The 16,999-nt window shown below is 69.7% G+C and carries 14 protein-coding genes; 8 read left to right on the forward strand and 6 right to left on the reverse strand.

The window, feature by feature from the left end; translation table 11 throughout:
* Positions 1-23 precede the first annotated feature (23 nt).
* The 3 genes from WFJ97_RS07035 to WFJ97_RS07045 all read left to right on the forward strand — a co-directional run bounded on the left by WFJ97_RS07035 (position 24) and on the right by WFJ97_RS07045 (position 3,623).
* A complete protein-coding gene (locus WFJ97_RS07035) occupies positions 24-1,118 on the forward strand; it encodes a fatty acid desaturase family protein (RefSeq protein WP_336640942.1) in 1,095 nt (364 codons plus the stop codon).
* A 50-nt stretch (positions 1,119-1,168) separates the two neighbouring features.
* Positions 1,169-1,984 (forward strand): suppressor of fused domain protein, encoded by an 816-nt coding sequence (locus WFJ97_RS07040; protein WP_336640943.1) that lies wholly within the window; start codon positions 1,169-1,171, stop codon positions 1,982-1,984.
* A gap of 139 nt (positions 1,985-2,123) precedes the next feature.
* Complete coding sequence (locus WFJ97_RS07045; RefSeq protein WP_336640944.1) at positions 2,124-3,623, forward strand: MFS transporter; 1,500 nt, start codon at positions 2,124-2,126, stop codon at positions 3,621-3,623.
* A gap of 20 nt (positions 3,624-3,643) precedes the next feature.
* Here the strand turns inward: WFJ97_RS07045 and WFJ97_RS07050 are convergent, their stop codons facing one another.
* From WFJ97_RS07050 to WFJ97_RS07060, 3 genes are all read right to left on the reverse strand, one after another.
* Positions 3,644-4,273: a hypothetical protein gene (locus WFJ97_RS07050; protein ID WP_336640945.1), complete on the reverse strand. Its 630-nt coding sequence runs from the start codon at positions 4,271-4,273 to the stop codon at positions 3,644-3,646.
* Positions 4,274-4,333: 60 nt separating this feature from the next.
* A complete protein-coding gene (locus WFJ97_RS07055) occupies positions 4,334-6,910 on the reverse strand; it encodes a fibronectin type III domain-containing protein (RefSeq protein ID WP_336640946.1) in 2,577 nt (858 codons plus the stop codon).
* A 166-nt stretch (positions 6,911-7,076) separates the two neighbouring features.
* Positions 7,077-7,661 (reverse strand): VanZ family protein, encoded by a 585-nt coding sequence (locus tag WFJ97_RS07060; protein ID WP_336640947.1) that lies wholly within the window; start codon positions 7,659-7,661, stop codon positions 7,077-7,079.
* Positions 7,662-7,912: 251 nt separating this feature from the next.
* Here WFJ97_RS07060 and WFJ97_RS07065 point away from each other — a divergent pair, with 251 nt between their 5' ends.
* From WFJ97_RS07065 to hrpB, 3 genes are all read left to right on the forward strand, one after another.
* Positions 7,913-8,341, forward strand: coding sequence for a MarR family winged helix-turn-helix transcriptional regulator (locus WFJ97_RS07065; RefSeq protein WP_247623366.1), 429 nt, complete (start codon positions 7,913-7,915; stop codon positions 8,339-8,341).
* A gap of 112 nt (positions 8,342-8,453) precedes the next feature.
* Complete coding sequence (locus WFJ97_RS07070) at positions 8,454-10,061, forward strand: SPFH domain-containing protein (protein WP_336640948.1); 1,608 nt, start codon at positions 8,454-8,456, stop codon at positions 10,059-10,061.
* 204 nt (positions 10,062-10,265) lie between these two features.
* Positions 10,266-12,818, forward strand: coding sequence for an ATP-dependent helicase HrpB (gene hrpB / locus WFJ97_RS07075; protein WP_336640949.1), 2,553 nt, complete (start codon positions 10,266-10,268; stop codon positions 12,816-12,818).
* A gap of 15 nt (positions 12,819-12,833) precedes the next feature.
* Here hrpB and WFJ97_RS07080 read toward each other — a convergent pair whose 3' ends face one another.
* The 3 genes from WFJ97_RS07080 to WFJ97_RS07090 are packed head-to-tail and all read right to left on the reverse strand — an operon-like array spanning position 12,834 to position 15,916.
* The gene (locus WFJ97_RS07080) at positions 12,834-13,553 is read right to left on the reverse strand and encodes an ABC transporter permease (protein WP_442928392.1); all 720 of its coding nucleotides are present in this window, start codon (positions 13,551-13,553) and stop codon (positions 12,834-12,836) included.
* Positions 13,554-13,564: 11 nt separating this feature from the next.
* A complete protein-coding gene (locus tag WFJ97_RS07085) occupies positions 13,565-14,380 on the reverse strand; it encodes an ABC transporter ATP-binding protein (protein ID WP_336640951.1) in 816 nt (271 codons plus the stop codon).
* Positions 14,381-14,419: 39 nt separating this feature from the next.
* Positions 14,420-15,916: an L-serine ammonia-lyase, iron-sulfur-dependent, subunit alpha gene (locus WFJ97_RS07090; RefSeq protein WP_336640952.1), complete on the reverse strand. Its 1,497-nt coding sequence runs from the start codon at positions 15,914-15,916 to the stop codon at positions 14,420-14,422.
* A 71-nt stretch (positions 15,917-15,987) separates the two neighbouring features.
* On the opposite strand from WFJ97_RS07090, the gene WFJ97_RS07095 reads away from it, so the two are divergent.
* Both WFJ97_RS07095 and WFJ97_RS07100 read left to right on the forward strand, forming a co-directional pair.
* A complete protein-coding gene (locus WFJ97_RS07095) occupies positions 15,988-16,614 on the forward strand; it encodes a hypothetical protein (RefSeq protein WP_336640953.1) in 627 nt (208 codons plus the stop codon).
* A gap of 74 nt (positions 16,615-16,688) precedes the next feature.
* The gene (locus WFJ97_RS07100) at positions 16,689-16,964 is read left to right on the forward strand and encodes a hypothetical protein (RefSeq protein WP_336640954.1); all 276 of its coding nucleotides are present in this window, start codon (positions 16,689-16,691) and stop codon (positions 16,962-16,964) included.
* Positions 16,965-16,999: the final 35 nt, after the last annotated feature.

A 16,999-nucleotide genomic window follows, 5' to 3' on the forward strand; every position in this document is an offset into this window, starting at 1 on the left:
CGACGCCGGAGAAGGAGGTCGTCATGGACGACATCCGGCAGACCATCCGCACCCGTCCGCGCGAGGGCACCGTGCGCGCGACGAGCGCGTTCACCGAGCTGGCGCAGCAGGTCCGCCACCAGGGCCTGCTGCGCCGCCGATACGGGTACTACTGGACGAAGCTCATCGCCGCACCACTGGTCGTCGCCGTGTGCCTCGCGGCGTTCGTCTGGATCGGTGAGACGTGGTGGCAGCTCTTCACGGCCGCCGCGCTCGCGATCGTCTTCACGCAGATCGCCTTCCTCGGCCATGACGCCGCCCATCGGCAGATCTTCGTCTCGGGGCGCTGGAACGACTGGATCAGCCTGATCCTCGGCGACCTGCTCGTCGGCATGAGCTACGGCTGGTGGCAGCACAAGCACACCCGCCACCACGCCAACCCGAACAAGCTGGGATCCGACCCCGACATCGAGTTGCCCGTCATCGCCGTGACGGCCGAGACGGCGGCGCGGCACCGCGGTCCGGTGCTCACCTGGATGCGCGGCCACCAGGGCGTGTTCTTCTTCCCGATCCTGCTCCTCGAGGGGCTGTCGCTGCACGCCTCGGGCGTGCGCCGGGTGTTCGCGCGCGGTCGTCTCGAACGGCGATGGGTCGAGATCGCGTTCCTCGGCATCCGCCTCGGAGGCTTTCTGACGCTCGTCTTCCTCGTGCTGTCGCCGGGCATCGCGTTCGTCTTCCTGGCCGTGCAGTTGGGCCTGTTCGGCTTCTACATGGGGATCGCCTTCGCTCCGAACCACAAGGGGATGCCGGTCGTGCCGCGCGACATGACGCTCGACTTCCTGCGGCGTCAGGTCATGATGAGCCGGAACGTTCGGGGCACTCGCCTGCTCGACGTCGCGATGGGCGGGCTGAACTATCAGATCGAGCATCACCTCTTCCCGTCGATGCCCCGCCCTCACCTCCGCCGTGCGGCGCCGATGATCGCGGAGTACTGCCGCGCGCATGACGTGCCGTACACCTCCGTCGGCCTGCTCACCTCGTACGCCATCGTCGTGCGCTACATCAATCGGGTCGGGCTCGGCGAGCGCGACGTCTTCAGCTGCCCGCTCATCGAGCAGCGGAGCCTCATCGGCTCCTGAGCCGCCGCCCGCCCGTTGCCTCGCCTCTCGGCGACTGGAAGACTCGGGCGATGACCTCGGATCACGGCTTCCCCGAACACGTCTTCGATTCGCTGGGGGTCGCGCCGGCGCCTTTCCCCGACTTGATCGGTGGGTCGGTCCGCATCGTCGAGAAGCGCCCGACCGACGGACCGGTGACCGTGATGACTCTGGGCGCCTCACGCCTGCCGACCGACACCGGTGAACAGGTAGAGCTGGCGGTCGAGGTGATCGACGGACAACAGGGGGCCGCTTTCGCCGCGCTCGAGATCGTCTGCGACGACATCGCCCGCAACCGCCGGGTACCTCCGGTCGGCGCTCCCTGGCGCAACACCGAGCCCTTCCTCTCGGGCACGCGCATCACGGCGATCATGGCGACGGGCTCTCGGTGGGGAAGCTCGTTCGACGAGGTGCGGCACGAGGGTGCCCTCGTCGGCCATGTGCGCACGCTGCGCCTGCTCACCGATACCGAGGCGGCGTACGCCGCGGCACGCGGATGGGAGGCGCTGGTCGCCGAAGCGGGCTCGCTCGACGCGCTGCTCGACGTGACCCGTGACGATGCCGTGGCGGCCCCCGCAGGCATCGCCGGCAACCGTCCCGTGTTCCTCTCGAAGCTGCACGCCGAGCATCCGCCCCGCTGGGTCACGTTCACGGGCGCGCACCTGCAGTCGGTCACCGGACTCGAATCGGATGCCTACATGAAGGACTCCGCGAACCACGAGGTCTGGTCGGTCGACTCGTACCTCGCCCGGTTCCCGTGGGTCGCGGACTTCGCGAAGCAGGCCCTGCCCGGCCAGACAGCCCTGTTCACGGATGCCTCCGGCGCGTACGCACTCGAAGACGACTGAGCGTCGCGCTTGCTGATGTGACGACAGCGCGGACTCTAGAACCCGCGAGAGGCGCAGGTCAAGCGGTCGCGCGGTCCCCGCGAGCAGGAGTAAACCGGATGAGGCTGCGGGCGCGGGTGCCCGCGAGAAGGAGGGTCCCGTGTCTGCATCCGATACCGGCGTGAGGAAGGTGCGGTCGCTCGTCCCCGCACGCATGGACCGCCTGCCGTGGTCGCGCTTCCACTGGATGATCGTCGTCGGACTCGGGTTCTCGTGGATCCTCGACGGGCTCGAAGTGCAGATCGTGGCCGCGAACGGCTATGCCGCGACCCTCGGCATGGGTCCCGCCGAGGTTGGTCTCGCGGGCACCTGCTACCTGCTCGGGCAGGTCTTCGGAGCCCTGGTCTTCGGACGCCTCACCGACCGCCTCGGTCGCAAGAACCTCTTCCTCGTCTCGCTCGCCGTCTACCTCGTGGGGTCGGCGGTCGCCGGCCTCGCCTTCGCGCCGTGGTTCTTCTACATCTGGCGCTTCGTCGCCGGCGCAGGCATCGGCGGCGAGTACGCCGCTATCAACTCCGCGATCGATGAGATCATCCCGGCGAGGTACCGGGGCCGCGTCGACATCGCCATCAACGGCACCTACTGGGGCGGCGCGGCGCTGGGCGCCGTGGCGAACCTCTTCTTCCTCAACACCGACATCCTCCCCGAGGACCTCGGCTGGCGACTCAGCTTCTTCGTCGGCCCGGTGCTCGGCATCCTCATCATCTGGTTGCGCCGCCACATCCCTGAGAGCCCGCGCTGGCAGATGACGCACGGGCGCGAAGAGGAGGCCGAGCGCAACGTCGACGAGATCGAAGAGCGTATCCGCAAGGAGGGCAAGACGATCCCCGAGGTCGACGAGTCGAAGGCGATCACCGTCAAGGAGTACGGACGGGTGCCGTTCGTCACGATCGCGAAGGTGCTCTTCCGCACCTATCCGCGCCGCACCCTGGTGGGCATCACGATGATGGTGACGCAGTCGTTCCTCTACAACGCGATCTTCTTCACCTACGCGCTCGTGCTCGAGAACTTCTACGACACCCCGCCGGCCTCCGCGTCGCAGTACTTCATCATCTTCGCGGTCGGAAACCTCGCCGGAGCGCTGATCCTCGGCCACTTCTTCGATACCTGGGGTCGGCGGCGGATGCTGTTCGCCACATACGTGCTCGCGGGAACGATCCTGCTCGTGAGCGCATTCCTCTTCAACGCCGGCGTGCTGAACGCCGGCACCCACACCGCGTTCTGGTGCGCGTCGTTCTTCTTCGCCTCGGCCGGGGCATCCGCCGCCTACCTCACGGTGAGCGAGATCTTCCCGCTCGAGCTGCGCAGCCAGGTCATCTCGTACGTGTTCTCGATCGGTCAGCTCGTCGGCGCCATCGCCCCGGTGCTCTACGGCTCGCTGATCGGGCAGAGCGCCGAGACCGGCGACCGCGGCCCACTGTTCTGGGGGTACGTGCTCGGCTCGGCGATCATGATCTTCGGCGGCGTGATCTGCGGCGTGTTCGGCGTGAGCGCGGCCGGCAAGTCGCTCGAGGACATCGCCGATCCGTTATCGCTCGTCGAGCAGGCGGAGAAGGGCGTGACCCCGGATGCCTCGGCCTCCGGGAGCCGACGTGAGTGACCGGAGTGAGAACGGGTGGGTCAGTCGAGCGCGATGACGTGGCCATCGAGCCCCGACGCGAAGGCGGCGAGCCCGATTTCCAGCGCCGCGCCGGCGTAGGCCGCGCCCCCGGAGAAGGAGGCAGGATCCTCGGCGAACACGGCGCGCTCCTCGGCCCCGGGCCAGGTGACGGCGATGACGTTGCCGGTCGGCTCGGCGAGCTGCGTGCCGAGCAAGAGGAACGACACGTCCAGGTTGGCGGCGGAGGCCCGGTCGAGTACACCCACGAGCGCGGGGCCGATGCCGACGACCGCATCCGGGCGATCGGCGAGAGCGGCTGTCACGGCCGCGACGGGGTCGGCGTCCGCGTGCACCTGCACGGTGGCTCCGTGGCGGGCGGCTGCCTTCTGCACGGCGGCGAGCGCCGCGAGCTCCTCCTCGCCGGCATCCGATGGCACGACCACCGAGAGGGTGGCGCCGTCCGGCACCGCCGCAGTGACGACTGATCGGTCGAGGGTCGAGCCCGGCACGAGCTCGACCGGGGTCGAAGCCGAGGCGCTCGGGGTCGGTACCGACGTCGGCGCCGGCTGATCCGACGCCTCGACCGCGAGCGTGCAGCCGACGAGCGCGATCGACAGCACGAGCACGGCGGCGGGCAGTGACCACTTCATGGGTCTCCTCGGAGAGTACGGGGATGCCCCGGGCCAGAGAGCCCGGGGCATCCGTGATCGTCAGTCGCGGTTCGCGACCAGGCGACGGCGGGCGACGAGCACACCGCCGACCACGAGCAGCAGCAGAGCGAGGCCGCCGATCGCGAGGGGCAGTTCCGCACCGGTCGTGGCGAGGGCGTCGGAACCGGCCGCGCCGGAAGCCGCGGCGGCGATCGTGAACGAGGTCTCCACGGTCGAACCGTCCCCGAGCGTCACCACGATCGTGTGCGCGCCGGTCTCGAACGCGGCCGGGATCGTCCAGCTCGCGGCCAGCGTGCCGTCGGCCGCGACCGTGAACGAGCCGAGGTCGACCGGCTCGGAGTGCACGACGACCGACACGGTGTCGCCGGGGGTGAACCCGGTGCCCTCGATCGTGATCTTCCCCCCCTGCACGGCCTCGCCCGAGACCGTCACGCGAGGCTTCGCGGGAGCGACCACGGGGGCCTCTACGACGATCACCGTGCGGTCGGCGGTGGCGATGTTGCCCGCGGCATCCGTCGCTGTGTAGACGAGGTCGTACGAGCCGAGCACGTCGGTGTCGACGGCGCCCTCGACCTCGAGCGACGCCGTGACGTCACCGTCGCGCTCGTCGGTGGCGGTGACTCCGGCGAGGGCGTCGAACTCCTCGCCCTGCACGACCTCGGACTTCGCCGGGAAGGCGATCTCCGGGGCGGTGACGTCGTCGCGCACGAGCGTGACCTCGTCGACGACGCTGTTCACCGGCGATGCCGTGCCGTTGGCCTGGCTGCGCAGGGTCGTGACGGTGATGGAGTCGTCGGTGACCTCGATGTGCGAGTAGTTGCGCACCTTCTCCTGGTTGATGACCGAGGCGTACCAGGCATCCGGAGCCTTGACGTCGTAGTACTTCGATCCGCTGGCGGAGTTCGCGGTGACGTAAAGCACCTCGCCCTCGGCGGCCGAGACCACGGACTGACCGGGCACCTCGGTCGCATCGGCGAGCTCGCCGTCCTTGATGAGGTGCGTGCGCGTGTAGCTGTGGTCGTGACCCTGCAGCACGAGGTCGAAGCCGAGGTCCGAGATCGCGGTCGGCAGGGCGTTGCGCAAACGCTCGATCTGGGTGTCGTACACGTGCGAGGCGACCGAGTAGATCGAGTGGTGGAAGGCGAGGACCTTCCACTTCGCGTCGGCGCCGTGCTCGGCGACGACCTTCTCCATGAAGTCGATGTGGCTCTGGTCGTCGTTGCTGTTCGTGTTGAGGACGACGTAGAGCACGTCCTTGTAGATGAACCAGTAGTCGCCGCCCGACGAGGTGCCGCTGCTCGCGGAGCCCGCGGTCTCATCGAGGTTGGGCACCGTGTAGTGCTGCGCGTACGCCTTCGAGCCCACGTCGTGGTTGCCGTTGACCGGCACGGTGGGGATGCTCGAGAGCTGCTCGGGCGCGAGGTAGTAGCCGTACTCCGTCTCGCTGGAGGCGGTATTGACCTGGTCGCCGGCCGAGAACAGCAGCTCACTGTCGGGGTAGGTCTGCTCGGCGATGTCGAGCGTGTCGGCCCACCCCTGTCCGTCGCGCTCCGCGTTGCCGGAGGCACCGATCTGCGGGTCGCCGAAGAAGAGGAAGCCGTAGTCGCCCGAGAACGCGGCGGTCGAGAACGACCGTACGTCCGACCAGCCGCCGGCCTCGGAGCCCACACGGTACAGGTACGTGGTGTTCTCGGCGAGGCCCTGCAGCGCGGCGCGGCGGTTGTACTCGTTGCTGCTCGTGAGGCCACCGGAGGCGGCGATGGTGGTGACGCCGGATGCCGGGAACGACGAGGTGTCGGTGCCGACGGCGTACTGCAGCTCCTGCGCCGTGTCGACGTTGGTGTACCAGGTCACGTTGCGGGCCGACTCGTCGGCGCCGATCGTGAGGACCACGTCGTCGTACGATGCCACGGGCTCGACGCCCGCGATCATCGGGGCGAGGCTCTGGAAGTCGAAGTAGACGTCGGAGCTGGTGATGCGGTCCTGATAGAGCGCGACCGCGATCGTGTTCTCACCGGCGACGAGGTCGTCGGCATGGATCGTGAAGGTCGAGGTGACGGGGTCGCCCCCGCTGTTGCCCGCATACATGAGGTTGCGCTGCGCCTCGGGGGCCGCTTCGACCTTCTCGTCGACGAACCCGGCGACCTTCTCGCCGTTGACGAAGACCTGCACGGCGTCATCGTAGGTGAGCGTGGCGGAGAGGCCGTCGATCGCCTCCAACTGCTCGGCGTCGATGTCGACCGCGGTACGGAAGTGGAAGGTGGGGACGTCGTCGGTCGTGCCCGCGATGTACTGGTTCAGCAGGGTGTTGACGGGGAAGCCCGAGCCGATCCCGGTCGGCTGACCGTTCTTCGCGCCGAACGCGCCCGTGGCGGTCTTCCACGTGGAGTCGTCGAAGGCGGCCTGTGTCCAGACCAGGCGATCAGCGGCACCGGCTGCGGGGTCGGTGTTGTCGTCGGAGTACGACCACGTGGTCGCGGCCGTGCTCAGGAACGTCTCGGGCAGCTCTGCCGCGGTGGCGGCGGAGCCTCCGAGCGCGACGACGGCACCGGAGGCCATCGTCGCGGCGAGGATCGCGGCGCAGACGCGCCGGCGAGTGGGGGACGAAACAGACATGCGGAAGGGCACTCCTTGACGAGTCTCGAGAGGGGGGATTCGCCCACGCTAGAGACGCCACCGTCCGTCTTCCTTTACCGCCGGCATCCGTTCGGTGAACAGCGCACGGACGGAAGGTTCCCGCGTGCGCCGAATCCCCGGAGCCCGTGCCGAGAAGAAAGCCGAGTCAGGGGGCCGAGTGCGATGACGCGCGTCGGTCGGCCTTCGCCGGCCACCGGAAGTGTTCGACGAATCGCGCGATCGTTCGGGAGCGCGTCGCGAGGAGGAACAGGCCGTAGCCGATGACCCCGCCCAGGACGTTCGTCATCCAGTCATTGATGTCTGCGAGATGCCCGCTCGAGGCGAGGCGTGCAACGGCCATCTGCGTCAGTTCGATAGCCAGACTCGCTCCGGCCACGATCGCCACCACCTTCCACCAGCTCGGTCGCGAGACGAGCAGGGGGATGAGGATGCCAAGGGGCACGAACACCGCGACGTTGATGAGAGCGTCCTCGAGCCCGTAGTCGGCGAAGGGCACGAGGTAGAGCGGCAGCGGGCGCGGCCCGTCGTAGAACCCGGTGCCGATGCGCAGGAAGATCGGGAAGATGGTGTTGGCGACCACTCCGCCCGCGTAGATCGCGAGCACCGCGGCGACGCTCGCCCGCGCAAGCGTCACCCGCCCGCGGGATCGGAGCACCTGGATCAGCACGAGGAAGATCACGATGCCGAGGGGGATCACGATCGGGAGCATGGGGACTTCGACGAACTTCATTCACTGCTTCCGATGGTGACAGGGGCGGTGCGGTGGCACCCGATTGATCGTACTGGGATTCCCGAACGAGATTCCGTGATCAAACCGTTGCATTCGTTATCTCGCCGTTATACAGTGATCACACGGTGAATGTTTGCTGTGGCACTCACCGAATGTGATTGCAGGACACTCTTGGTGCAAGGGACAAGGGCCGGTCGGGAGCCTCTCCGATCGGCCCTTACTGCTGCCCCCGAGGCCGGTATCCTGTAGGGATGACCGATCGCAAGCTCGCCCTCGCCGCCTGGGAGAGCCTGTTCCGCGCGCAGCACGAGGTCTTCCACGACATGCTCGCCGACTTCGATGGCACCGACATCAGCCAGGCCGAGTACGACGTCATGCTCACGGTGACCCGCTCCCCCGACATGACCGCCCGTCTGCGCGACATCACGGCCAACATGCTGATCAGTCAGCCGAGCGTCTCGCGCCTCGTCGACCGCATGGTCACGAACGGCCTGGTCACCAAGTGCGCCGACCCCGACGACGGTCGCGGATCGCTCATCACAGCGACGGATGCCGGTGCGCGCGCGTTCCGCGCGGTCGCCACCGTGCACGGGCGATCAATCGCCGAACGCATGTCGGCCCTCGACGATGACGAGCTGCGCACCCTCCGCGCGCTCTCCGACAAGCTGCGCCGCTCCTGACACGGGGAGTTCTCCCCTCGGCATCCGTTCCTGTGATCTGGCAGGGTGGGAGCTGAGTCCCGCACGCCGCGGGAACGCAGACTTCCCCTTCGGGGGATCAGGGAGGTCACCCATGGAGCTCGCCGGAATCGTCGGCATCCTCGTCATCGTCGGCATCGCCGTCGTCATCGTCGTCGTCGTCCTGCTCATCCTGCTGCTGTTCGCACGCAGCTGGATCAAGGTCGCCCGCGCCGATGAGGCGCTGGTCATCTCGGGACGCAAGCAGAAGGTGCAACGCGCCGTCGTCGGCGCCGACGGCACCAGCCGCCCCGAGATGTCGGAGTCGCCGGTCACGGTCATCGTGAACGGCAAGTCGCTCGTCAACCCGATCACGCAGCGCCACGAGATCATCTCTCTGCGCTCGCGCCAGGTGTCGCTCAACGCCGAGGCGCAGTCGCTCGACAGCGTCACGCTCAACGTCGACGGCGTCGCGATCGTCAAGATCGGCTCCGACCCCATCCTCGTGCGCCGCGCCGCCGAGCGTTTCGCCTCGCAGGACAAGGCCATCGAGCAGTTCACCACCGAGCAGCTCGAGGGTGCGCTGCGTGGCATCGTCGCGACGCTCTCTGTCGTCGAGCTCATGCGCGAGCGCAAGAAGTTCTCCGACCAGATCGCCGCCGACGTCTCGCAGGAGCTCGCCGAGCAGGGCCTGATCCTCGACTCGTTCCAGATCAAGGGCATCACCGACAAGGTCGGCTACATCCAGTCGCTGGGTGCGCCCGAGATCCAGGCGAAGCGCCAGTCGGCCGAGATCTCGCAGACGAACGCCGACCGTGCGATCAACCAGAAGTTCATCGCCAACCAGGAAGCCAACCTGGTCGAGCAGACCGCCCTCGACACCAATACCGCCAACGCGAACGCCGGCATCGGCCGTGCGCGCGCCGAAGCGGAGCAGGCCGAGAACCTCGCCCGCGAGCAGGCCCAGCAGGCCGTTCTGCAGCAGCAGGCCGAGAACAAGCAGGCCCAGCTCGACGCCGACGTCAAGCGCGTCGCCGACGCGCAGCGGTACGAGGCCGAGACCCGTGCCCAGGCCGAGCTCTACACGCGTGAGCGTGCCGCCGAGGCCGCCGCGATCGAGCAGGTCAAGCAGGCCGAGGCCCGCACCCGCATCGCCGAGCAGCAGGCGCAGGCCGACAAGGCCCGCGCCGACGGTGAGGCCGCAGCCGCGGTCGCCAGTGCGAACGGTGAGGCCGAGGCGCTGCGCTCGAAGGCGGAGGCCGAGGCCGAGGCCCGTCGCCTGCGCGCCATCGCCGAAGCCGACGCGATCCGCGCCGAGGGTGAAGCCCGGGCCGCGGCCGTCGAGGCCGAGGCGAAGGCCATCGCTTCCAACCAGGACGCCTTCCTCTCGCAGCGCGTGCTCGACGTACTGCCGTCGATCATGGCCGAGTTCGCGAAGGGCTACTCCGCCATCGGCAACGTGTCGATCATCGGCGGCTCGGGCGAGGACGGCGCCTCGCACGTCGTCGGGGCCGACAACGCGAAGGCACTGCGCTCGGTGTTCGACAGCGTGCAGTCGGCGACCGGTCTCGACCTCGCCGGCATCATCCAGGGCCAGGCGGTCGGCCGCGGTTTCGGTGCCGGTGTGGCCGAAGCATCCGCCGCCGCTCCCGCTCCCGCCGCGCCGACGCAGCGGGAGCCGAACCCGACGACTCCCCCGCCGCCCGCCGACGACGCGGAGTAGTCACAGCAGGACCCAGCGGATGCCGCGGCCGATTCGGTCGCGGCATCCGTCGTTTCCGCCGTACCCAACTCAGGAAGAACTGGGCCGCACAGTCTGTTTCCACCCCGATCCAGGCCGATCCCGGCCGGTTTTCCTGAGTTAAGTACACCCGCCGCGGGCCGCACCCCGTCTACTCGCCCTTCTCGACACAGGCAGACTGGACCCATGACCTCCGCCGCCTTCGACCTCGCCACGATCGGCGCAGGGCTCTCGTTCGCCTCCGCGATCGACGAGCTTCAGGCGGCGCTCGACACGAGTGCGTCGGTGGTCGTGAGCGCCCCTCCCGGCACGGGTAAGACCACACTCGTGCCGCCGCTGCTCGCAACGCGATCGCCGGGCCGCGTGATCGTCACCCAGCCGCGCCGCGTGGCCGCCCGGGCCGCCGCGCGCCGGCTCGCACAGCTCGACGGATCGCCGCTCGGCACGCGCGTCGGGTTCACCGTCCGCGGCGAGCGCGCGGTCGGACCCGAGACACGGGTCGAGTTCGTCACGGCCGGGGTGCTGCTGCGCCGCCTTCTCGACGATCCGGACCTCGCGGGTGTGGATGCCGTGATCATCGACGAGGTCCACGAGCGCGCCCTCGAGACCGACCTGTTGATCGGCCTGCTCTCGGAGGTGCGCGAACTGCGCGACGACCTCGTACTCATCGCCATGTCGGCAACGCTGGATGCCGAGCGCATCGCCGCCGTGATCGGCACCGATGACGAGCCCGCGCCGATCGTCGACCACCGGGTTCCCGCCTTCCCCCTCACCGAACGGTGGGCGCCGAGCCCTGCTCCGCGCCTCGACGAACGCGGGGTAACCTGGGCGTTCCTCGATCACGTCGCGCGCACCGCGGCATCCGCTGCTCTCGATCTGCACCGCGACGATCCCGCTGCCGACGCGCTGGTCTTCGCACCGGGCGCGCGCGAGGTGTCGGAGATCGCTCGCCGCATCCGCGACACGACCGATGTGTTCGACGTGCGGGAGCTGCACGGTCGGATGCCGGCGGCCGAACAGGATGCCGTGATCCGCGGCCGCCGCCCCGCCGAAGAACCCCGCATCATCGTCACGACATCACTCGCGGAGTCCTCGCTGACCGTGCCGGGCGTGCGACTGGTGGTCGACACCTGCCTGGCCCGCACTCCGCAGCGCGACGCCGGGCGCGGGATGACGGGCCTCGTCACCACCGTGGCCTCGCGTTCGTCGAGCGTGCAACGCGCCGGCCGCGCGACCCGCCAGGGAGCGGGCACGGTCGTGCGCTGCGTCGACGAACGCGCCTATGCCACGGCGCCCGCGCGTCCGACTCCCGAGATCGCCTCGACCGATCTCGCCGATGCCGCTCTGCTGCTCGCCTGCTGGGGCGCACCGGAAGGCAAGGGTCTGCGACTGATCGACCCGCTCCCCTCCGAGAGCCTCGCCGATGCCCTCACGGTGCTACACGGCCTGGGCGCGATCGACGACGACGGTCGCGCGACGCCGGAGGGCCGAGCCCTGGCACGCATCCCGACCGATCCGCGGCTCGCCCGCGCTCTGCGTGACGGCAGCCCGGTCGTGGGCTCTCGCCTCGCCGCCGAGGTCGTCGCGCTGCTGGGCGGCGACGTGCGCACGGCGGACTCCGACGTCGCGCAGGCGCTCGTCGCCCTGCGAGGCGGACGAACTCCAGAGTCCCGCCGGTGGCGCAGCGACGCGGATCGCCTCGAGCGCATGAGCGCATCTGCGCCGGGTGTGCGCTCCGATCTCGACGGCGTCGGCCTGGTGATCGCGCTGGCGTTCCCCGAGCGGATCGCCCGCCGCGTCGACCGCACGGTGAACGGGGCGACGTTCCTGCTGGCCTCCGGTACCCGCGCGGGAGTGAGCGGCTCGCTCGCGGCCGTCGAGTGGCTGGCCATCGCCGACGTCACGCGGGCGTCCGGGCGCGCGGCAGCCGGTTCGGGGGCGGTCGTGCGATCGGCTGCGATGCTCACCGAGGAGCAGATGGAGCGGGCGGCGAGCCACCTGCTCACCGACCGTGTCGAGGCGGAGTTCGTCGGCGGTCGCATCCAGGCGCGTCGCGAGCGCCGGGTGGGCGCCATCTTGCGCTCTTCGGCTCCGGTGCGCGCGTCTGCCGACGAGGGGCGGGATGCCGTGCGCCGCACGCTGCAGCGCGAGGGGCTGAGCATGTTCGCCTGGTCGGCATCCGCCGTCGAGCTGCGGAGCCGCCTTGCGCTGCTGCACCGCGAGCTGGGGGCGCCGTGGCCGGACGTCTCGGATGCCGGGCTCCTCTCCGCCCTCGACTCCTGGCTCGCATCCGAGCTCGACGCTCTGGCCAGCGGCACCCCCGCAGCTCGGCTCGACCTGACCTCGGCGCTGCGGCGCCTGCTGCCGTGGCCCGAGGCCGGGCGCCTCGACGAGCTCGTACCGGAGCGGCTCGAGGTGCCGAGCGGCTCCCGCGTCCGCATCGCGTATCCGACCCTCGACGATCCGGATGCCCGACCGGTCGTCGCCGTGAAGCTGCAGGAGTGCTTCGGCTGGGCCGAGACTCCCCGGTTGGTCGACGGCCGCGTGCCGGTGCTCTTCCACCTGCTCTCCCCCGCCGGGCGCCCGCTCGCCGTCACCGACGACCTGACCTCGTTCTGGTCGGGGCCCTATGCGCAGGTGCGCGCCGAGATGCGCGGCCGCTATCCGAAGCATCCGTGGCCCGAGGATCCCTGGGCGGCTGCCCCGACCCGACACACGAAGAACCGCGCCGCTCGCTGAGGCCGGCCGCCGCGGTCAGCGCGTACGCCGGCGCAGAGTCAGCGAGGCGAGCACGAGCGCGCCGATCGCGAACGCCACCACGATGAGCAGCGGCCCGAACACGTCCCACCCCTCGTCTCCCGCGGCGACGGCGTTGATCGTGTCGATCGCGTGGCTGAGCGGCAGCCAGTCCGAGATCGCGAACAGCACGTCGGGCATCTGGTCGCGGGGCATGAACAGGCCGCCGAGGATGATCTGCGGGAAGACGAGCAGCGGCATGAACTGCACGGCCTGGAACTCGGTCTGCGCGAACGCACTCGCGAGCAGTCCGAGCGCGGTACCGAGCAGGGCGTCGACGATCGCGACGAGCCCGAGCTGCCAGAGCGGCCCCTCGACGTCGAGCCCGCACACCCCCACCGCGAACGCCACGGTGATCACCGCCTGCAGCAGGGCCATGACTCCGAAGGCGAGTGCGTACCCGAGGATGAAGTCGGCTTTGCCGAGCGGCGTCGTCATGAGCCGTTCGAGCGTGCCCGATCGGCGCTCGCGCAGTGTGGTGATCGAGGTGATCAGGAACATCACGATGAACGGGAACAGCGCCAGGATCGCCCCGCCGAACTGATCGAACACCCCGTCCTGGTCGCTGAACAGCCAGGCGAAGAGCCCGACGAGCAGGCTCGGGGCGATGAGCATGAGCGCGATCGACCGGGGGTCGTGACGCAGCTGCGCGAGCACGCGCCCGGCGGTCGCGAGCATCCGTGCGCCGTTCAACGCGGGGCCTCCGTCCCGCGGGCGCGGCGCGATCGGCGCGTCTCGCCGGCACCAGGACCGGCAGGAGAGACGGATGCCGCAGCCTGATCGCGTTCGATCAGCGTGAGGAACGCGGCCTCGGCGTCGGCGGCGCCGGTCTCGTTGAGGAGCCCCTGCGGGGTGGTGTCGGCGATGATCCGGCCGTCGTGCAGGAGCAGGAGGCGGTCGCAGCGGGAGGCTTCGTCCATCACGTGGCTCGAGACGATGAGGGTCACGCCGCGGTCGGCGAGGCCACGGAACAGCGTCCACAGTTCGGCGCGCAGCACCGGATCGAGCCCGACCGTCGGCTCATCGAGCACGACGACCTCGGGCGATCCGATGAGGGCGATCGCGAGCGACACCCGATTCAGCTGCCCGCCGCTGAGCGACTCGACGAGCTGGCCGGCCTGCGCGCGCAGCCCGACCTCGGCGAGCACGCGATCGACATCGCCCTTCGGCGCCTTCAGCAGACCGGCGAAGTACGCGAGGTTCTGTCGCACCGTGAGGTCGGCGTAGACCGCGGCGCCCTGGGTGCCGTAGGCGACGCGGTGACGCAGCTGCGGCGATCCGCCCGGTTCCCCGAGCACCGTGACCCGACCCGCGTCGATGCGCTGCACGCCGACGATCGCCCGCATGAGGGTGGTCTTGCCGCAGCCCGAGGGTCCGATCAGCCCGGTGATCTGTCCACGAGGAATGCGCAGATCGATGCCATCGAAGACCTGTGCGGGCCCCCTCCGCACCCGGAGCCCCGTGATCTCGACCGCGGCTCCCTCGCCGCCCACCGAACCGCTCATGGTGCGATTATGCTCCGGCAGGAATGCCCGAGCCACCCCTCAGCACTCGATGACGTTGACCGCGAGGCCGCCCTCGCTCGTCTCCTTGTACTTGGTCGACATGTCGAGTCCGGTCTGGCGCATGGTCTCGACGACCGCGTCGAGCGAGACGTAGTGGCTGCCGTCGCCGCGCAGGGCGAGGCGGGCGGCGGTGACGGCGGTCGAGGCGGCGATCGCGTTGCGCTCGATGCAGGGGATCTGCACGAGGCCCCCGATCGGGTCGCATGTGAGTCCGAGGTGGTGCTCCATCGCGATCTCGGCGGCGTTCTCGATCTGTCGGTTGGTGCCACCCATCACGGCGGTGAGTCCGCCGGCGGCCATCGCGCAGGCCGATCCGACCTCGGCCTGGCACCCGCCCTCAGCCCCCGAGATCGAGGCGTTGGCCTTGAAGAGCGACCCGAGAGCCGTGGCCGTCAGCAGGAAACGACGGATGCCGCGGCGGCGGTTCGCCTCGGCGGTCTGCTCCTCGTCCAACGCGTCGGAGGCGGCGAGCGCCCGAGCATCCGATTCGAATCCCAGCAGCGCGCTGCCGACCAGCTCGCCGTAGGGGGTGACGGCGTTGCCCGCCCCGAGGCCGGAGTCGGCGAGGAACCGCCACCAGTACATGGCGACGGCGGGCAGGATGCCGGCGGCACCGTTCGTCGGGGCGGTGACGACGCGTCCGCCCGCGGCGTTCTCCTCGTTGACGGCGAGCGCGAAGGCACCGAGCCACTCGCCCGGGAGCTCGCGGTGGCCGTCAGCCTCCGAGGCGTCGAGCTGCCCGCGGATGACACCGGCACGTCGCTTCACCTTGAGTATCCCGGGCAGTACACCGTCGGAGTGCAGGCCGGCGTCGACGCATCCGGCCATCGCGTCCCAGATCGCGTCGAGCCCCGCGGCGACCTCTTCTTCGCTGCGCAGGGAGGTCTCGTTGAGGCGCGCGACCTCGGCGATCGAGAGGCCGTGCTCGTCGCAGAGCGCGAGCAGCGATGCGGCATCCGCGTAGGAATAGGGGAACCCGGAGGTCGCGAGCGCGGCCTCCTCGCCCTCGCGTCGGATGAACCCACCGCCGACGGAGTAGTAGGTCTCCTCCGCCACCGCCTCGCCGTCGCTCGCCCACGCCGTGAGCGTCATGGCGTTCGGATGCCCGGGCAAGCGCGTGCGCGGGGCGAAGACGATATCTTCCTTCGCGAAGGAGACCTCATGCGCCCCGGCGATCGCGAGGGACGCGCCCGCGGGATAGTCGCTCCAGGCCGATCGCACGGCCGCGGGGTCGCAGGTCTCGGGCGAGAGTCCGCGGAGGCCGGCGACGACGGCGTCCGGGGTTCCGTGGCCGATGCCGGTCGCTCCCAGCGAACCGAAGAGCGTGCACCCCACACGCGAGACGCGATCGAGTGAGCCTGCGGCGGCGAGCCGCTGCGCGAAGTCGAGAGCCGCCCGCATCGGTCCGACCGTGTGGGAGCTCGAGGGCCCCACTCCGATGGAGAAGAGGTCGAAGGCCGAGACGTACGCTGTCACCCCTCCAGGCTACGCCGGATCGTCGATGTCGGTTCACCTTCGTTAACCCGCTGACTCACTACTGTGGGCGTGTGAGTGATGACACCGGAATCCTGATCTTCCTCGCCGTCGGCGTTCTCGTCGTGATCGGCATCGTCGTCTTCGGCGTGCTGAGCTCGCGCCGCAAGAAGAACGCCACCACCCGCACGTTCAGCGTGCGCTCCGGCCGCATCGGTACGCAGCCGTTCCTCGAGAGCAGCGACCTCGCCCTCGACGACACGCGCCAGGAGGAGCTCTTCCGCCTCACCTACGAGATCGACGGCTCGCTGCAGATCCCCTCGGACGACGAGCCCGACGACCGCACCGTGCACATCTCGCGGATCGGCCGCAGCCTGCGCGCCGGATTCCCGCAGGCGAAGATCGGCCTGTCGGCGTACTTCCGCGAGTGGGAGAACAGCGAGTTCCCCGCGCGCTTCCCCGTGCGCGGCGACCACGGCACCACGGCGGTGACGATGGATGCCGCGGGCGTGACGGCCCTCGATGCGAACAGTTCGATCGTCTGGACCTCGCCGTGGCCGGCGCTGCGGTTCTCGAACGGACCCGACCTGGTGCTGCTCGACGGCGCCGGCAAGACCGTGCGCCTGCAGCCGGCGGATGCCCAGCCTGAGGTCGAGGAGATCGTCATCAAGTACGGCACGCTCCAGCAGATGCACTTCTGAGCGCGCGTCAAGCCCCTTCAAGCGGGGCAGCTGCGACGGCATCCTGAACGTCAGACATCGCGAAGGGAGCGATCATGACGAACAGCACCCCCGAACCCACCGACGACCTCTCCGCCGAGGCGCAGACGCCCACGCCGACTCCGGCATCGGATACCGAGGGCGAAGTGACCACGCCGGATGCGGCCGAGTCACCCGAAGACGCCGATCCGAGCGAGGTGCCGAGCACCGAAGACCTGCAGGAGCCGAGCACCGAGAAGGACCCGGGCGAAGAGCCCAAGGCCCCGAAGCGCGACGAGCCCGAACCCGACCACGAGGCGGTCGGGATCGGGGTCGTCGACACCGAGGACTGAATCCTCCCGCGCTGAGGGGTCAAGACTCGCCGCAC

Origin of the sequence: Microbacterium sp. USHLN272, from assembly GCF_037149655.1 — a bacterium.
Lineage (GTDB): Bacteria > Actinomycetota > Actinomycetes > Actinomycetales > Microbacteriaceae > Microbacterium > Microbacterium galbinum.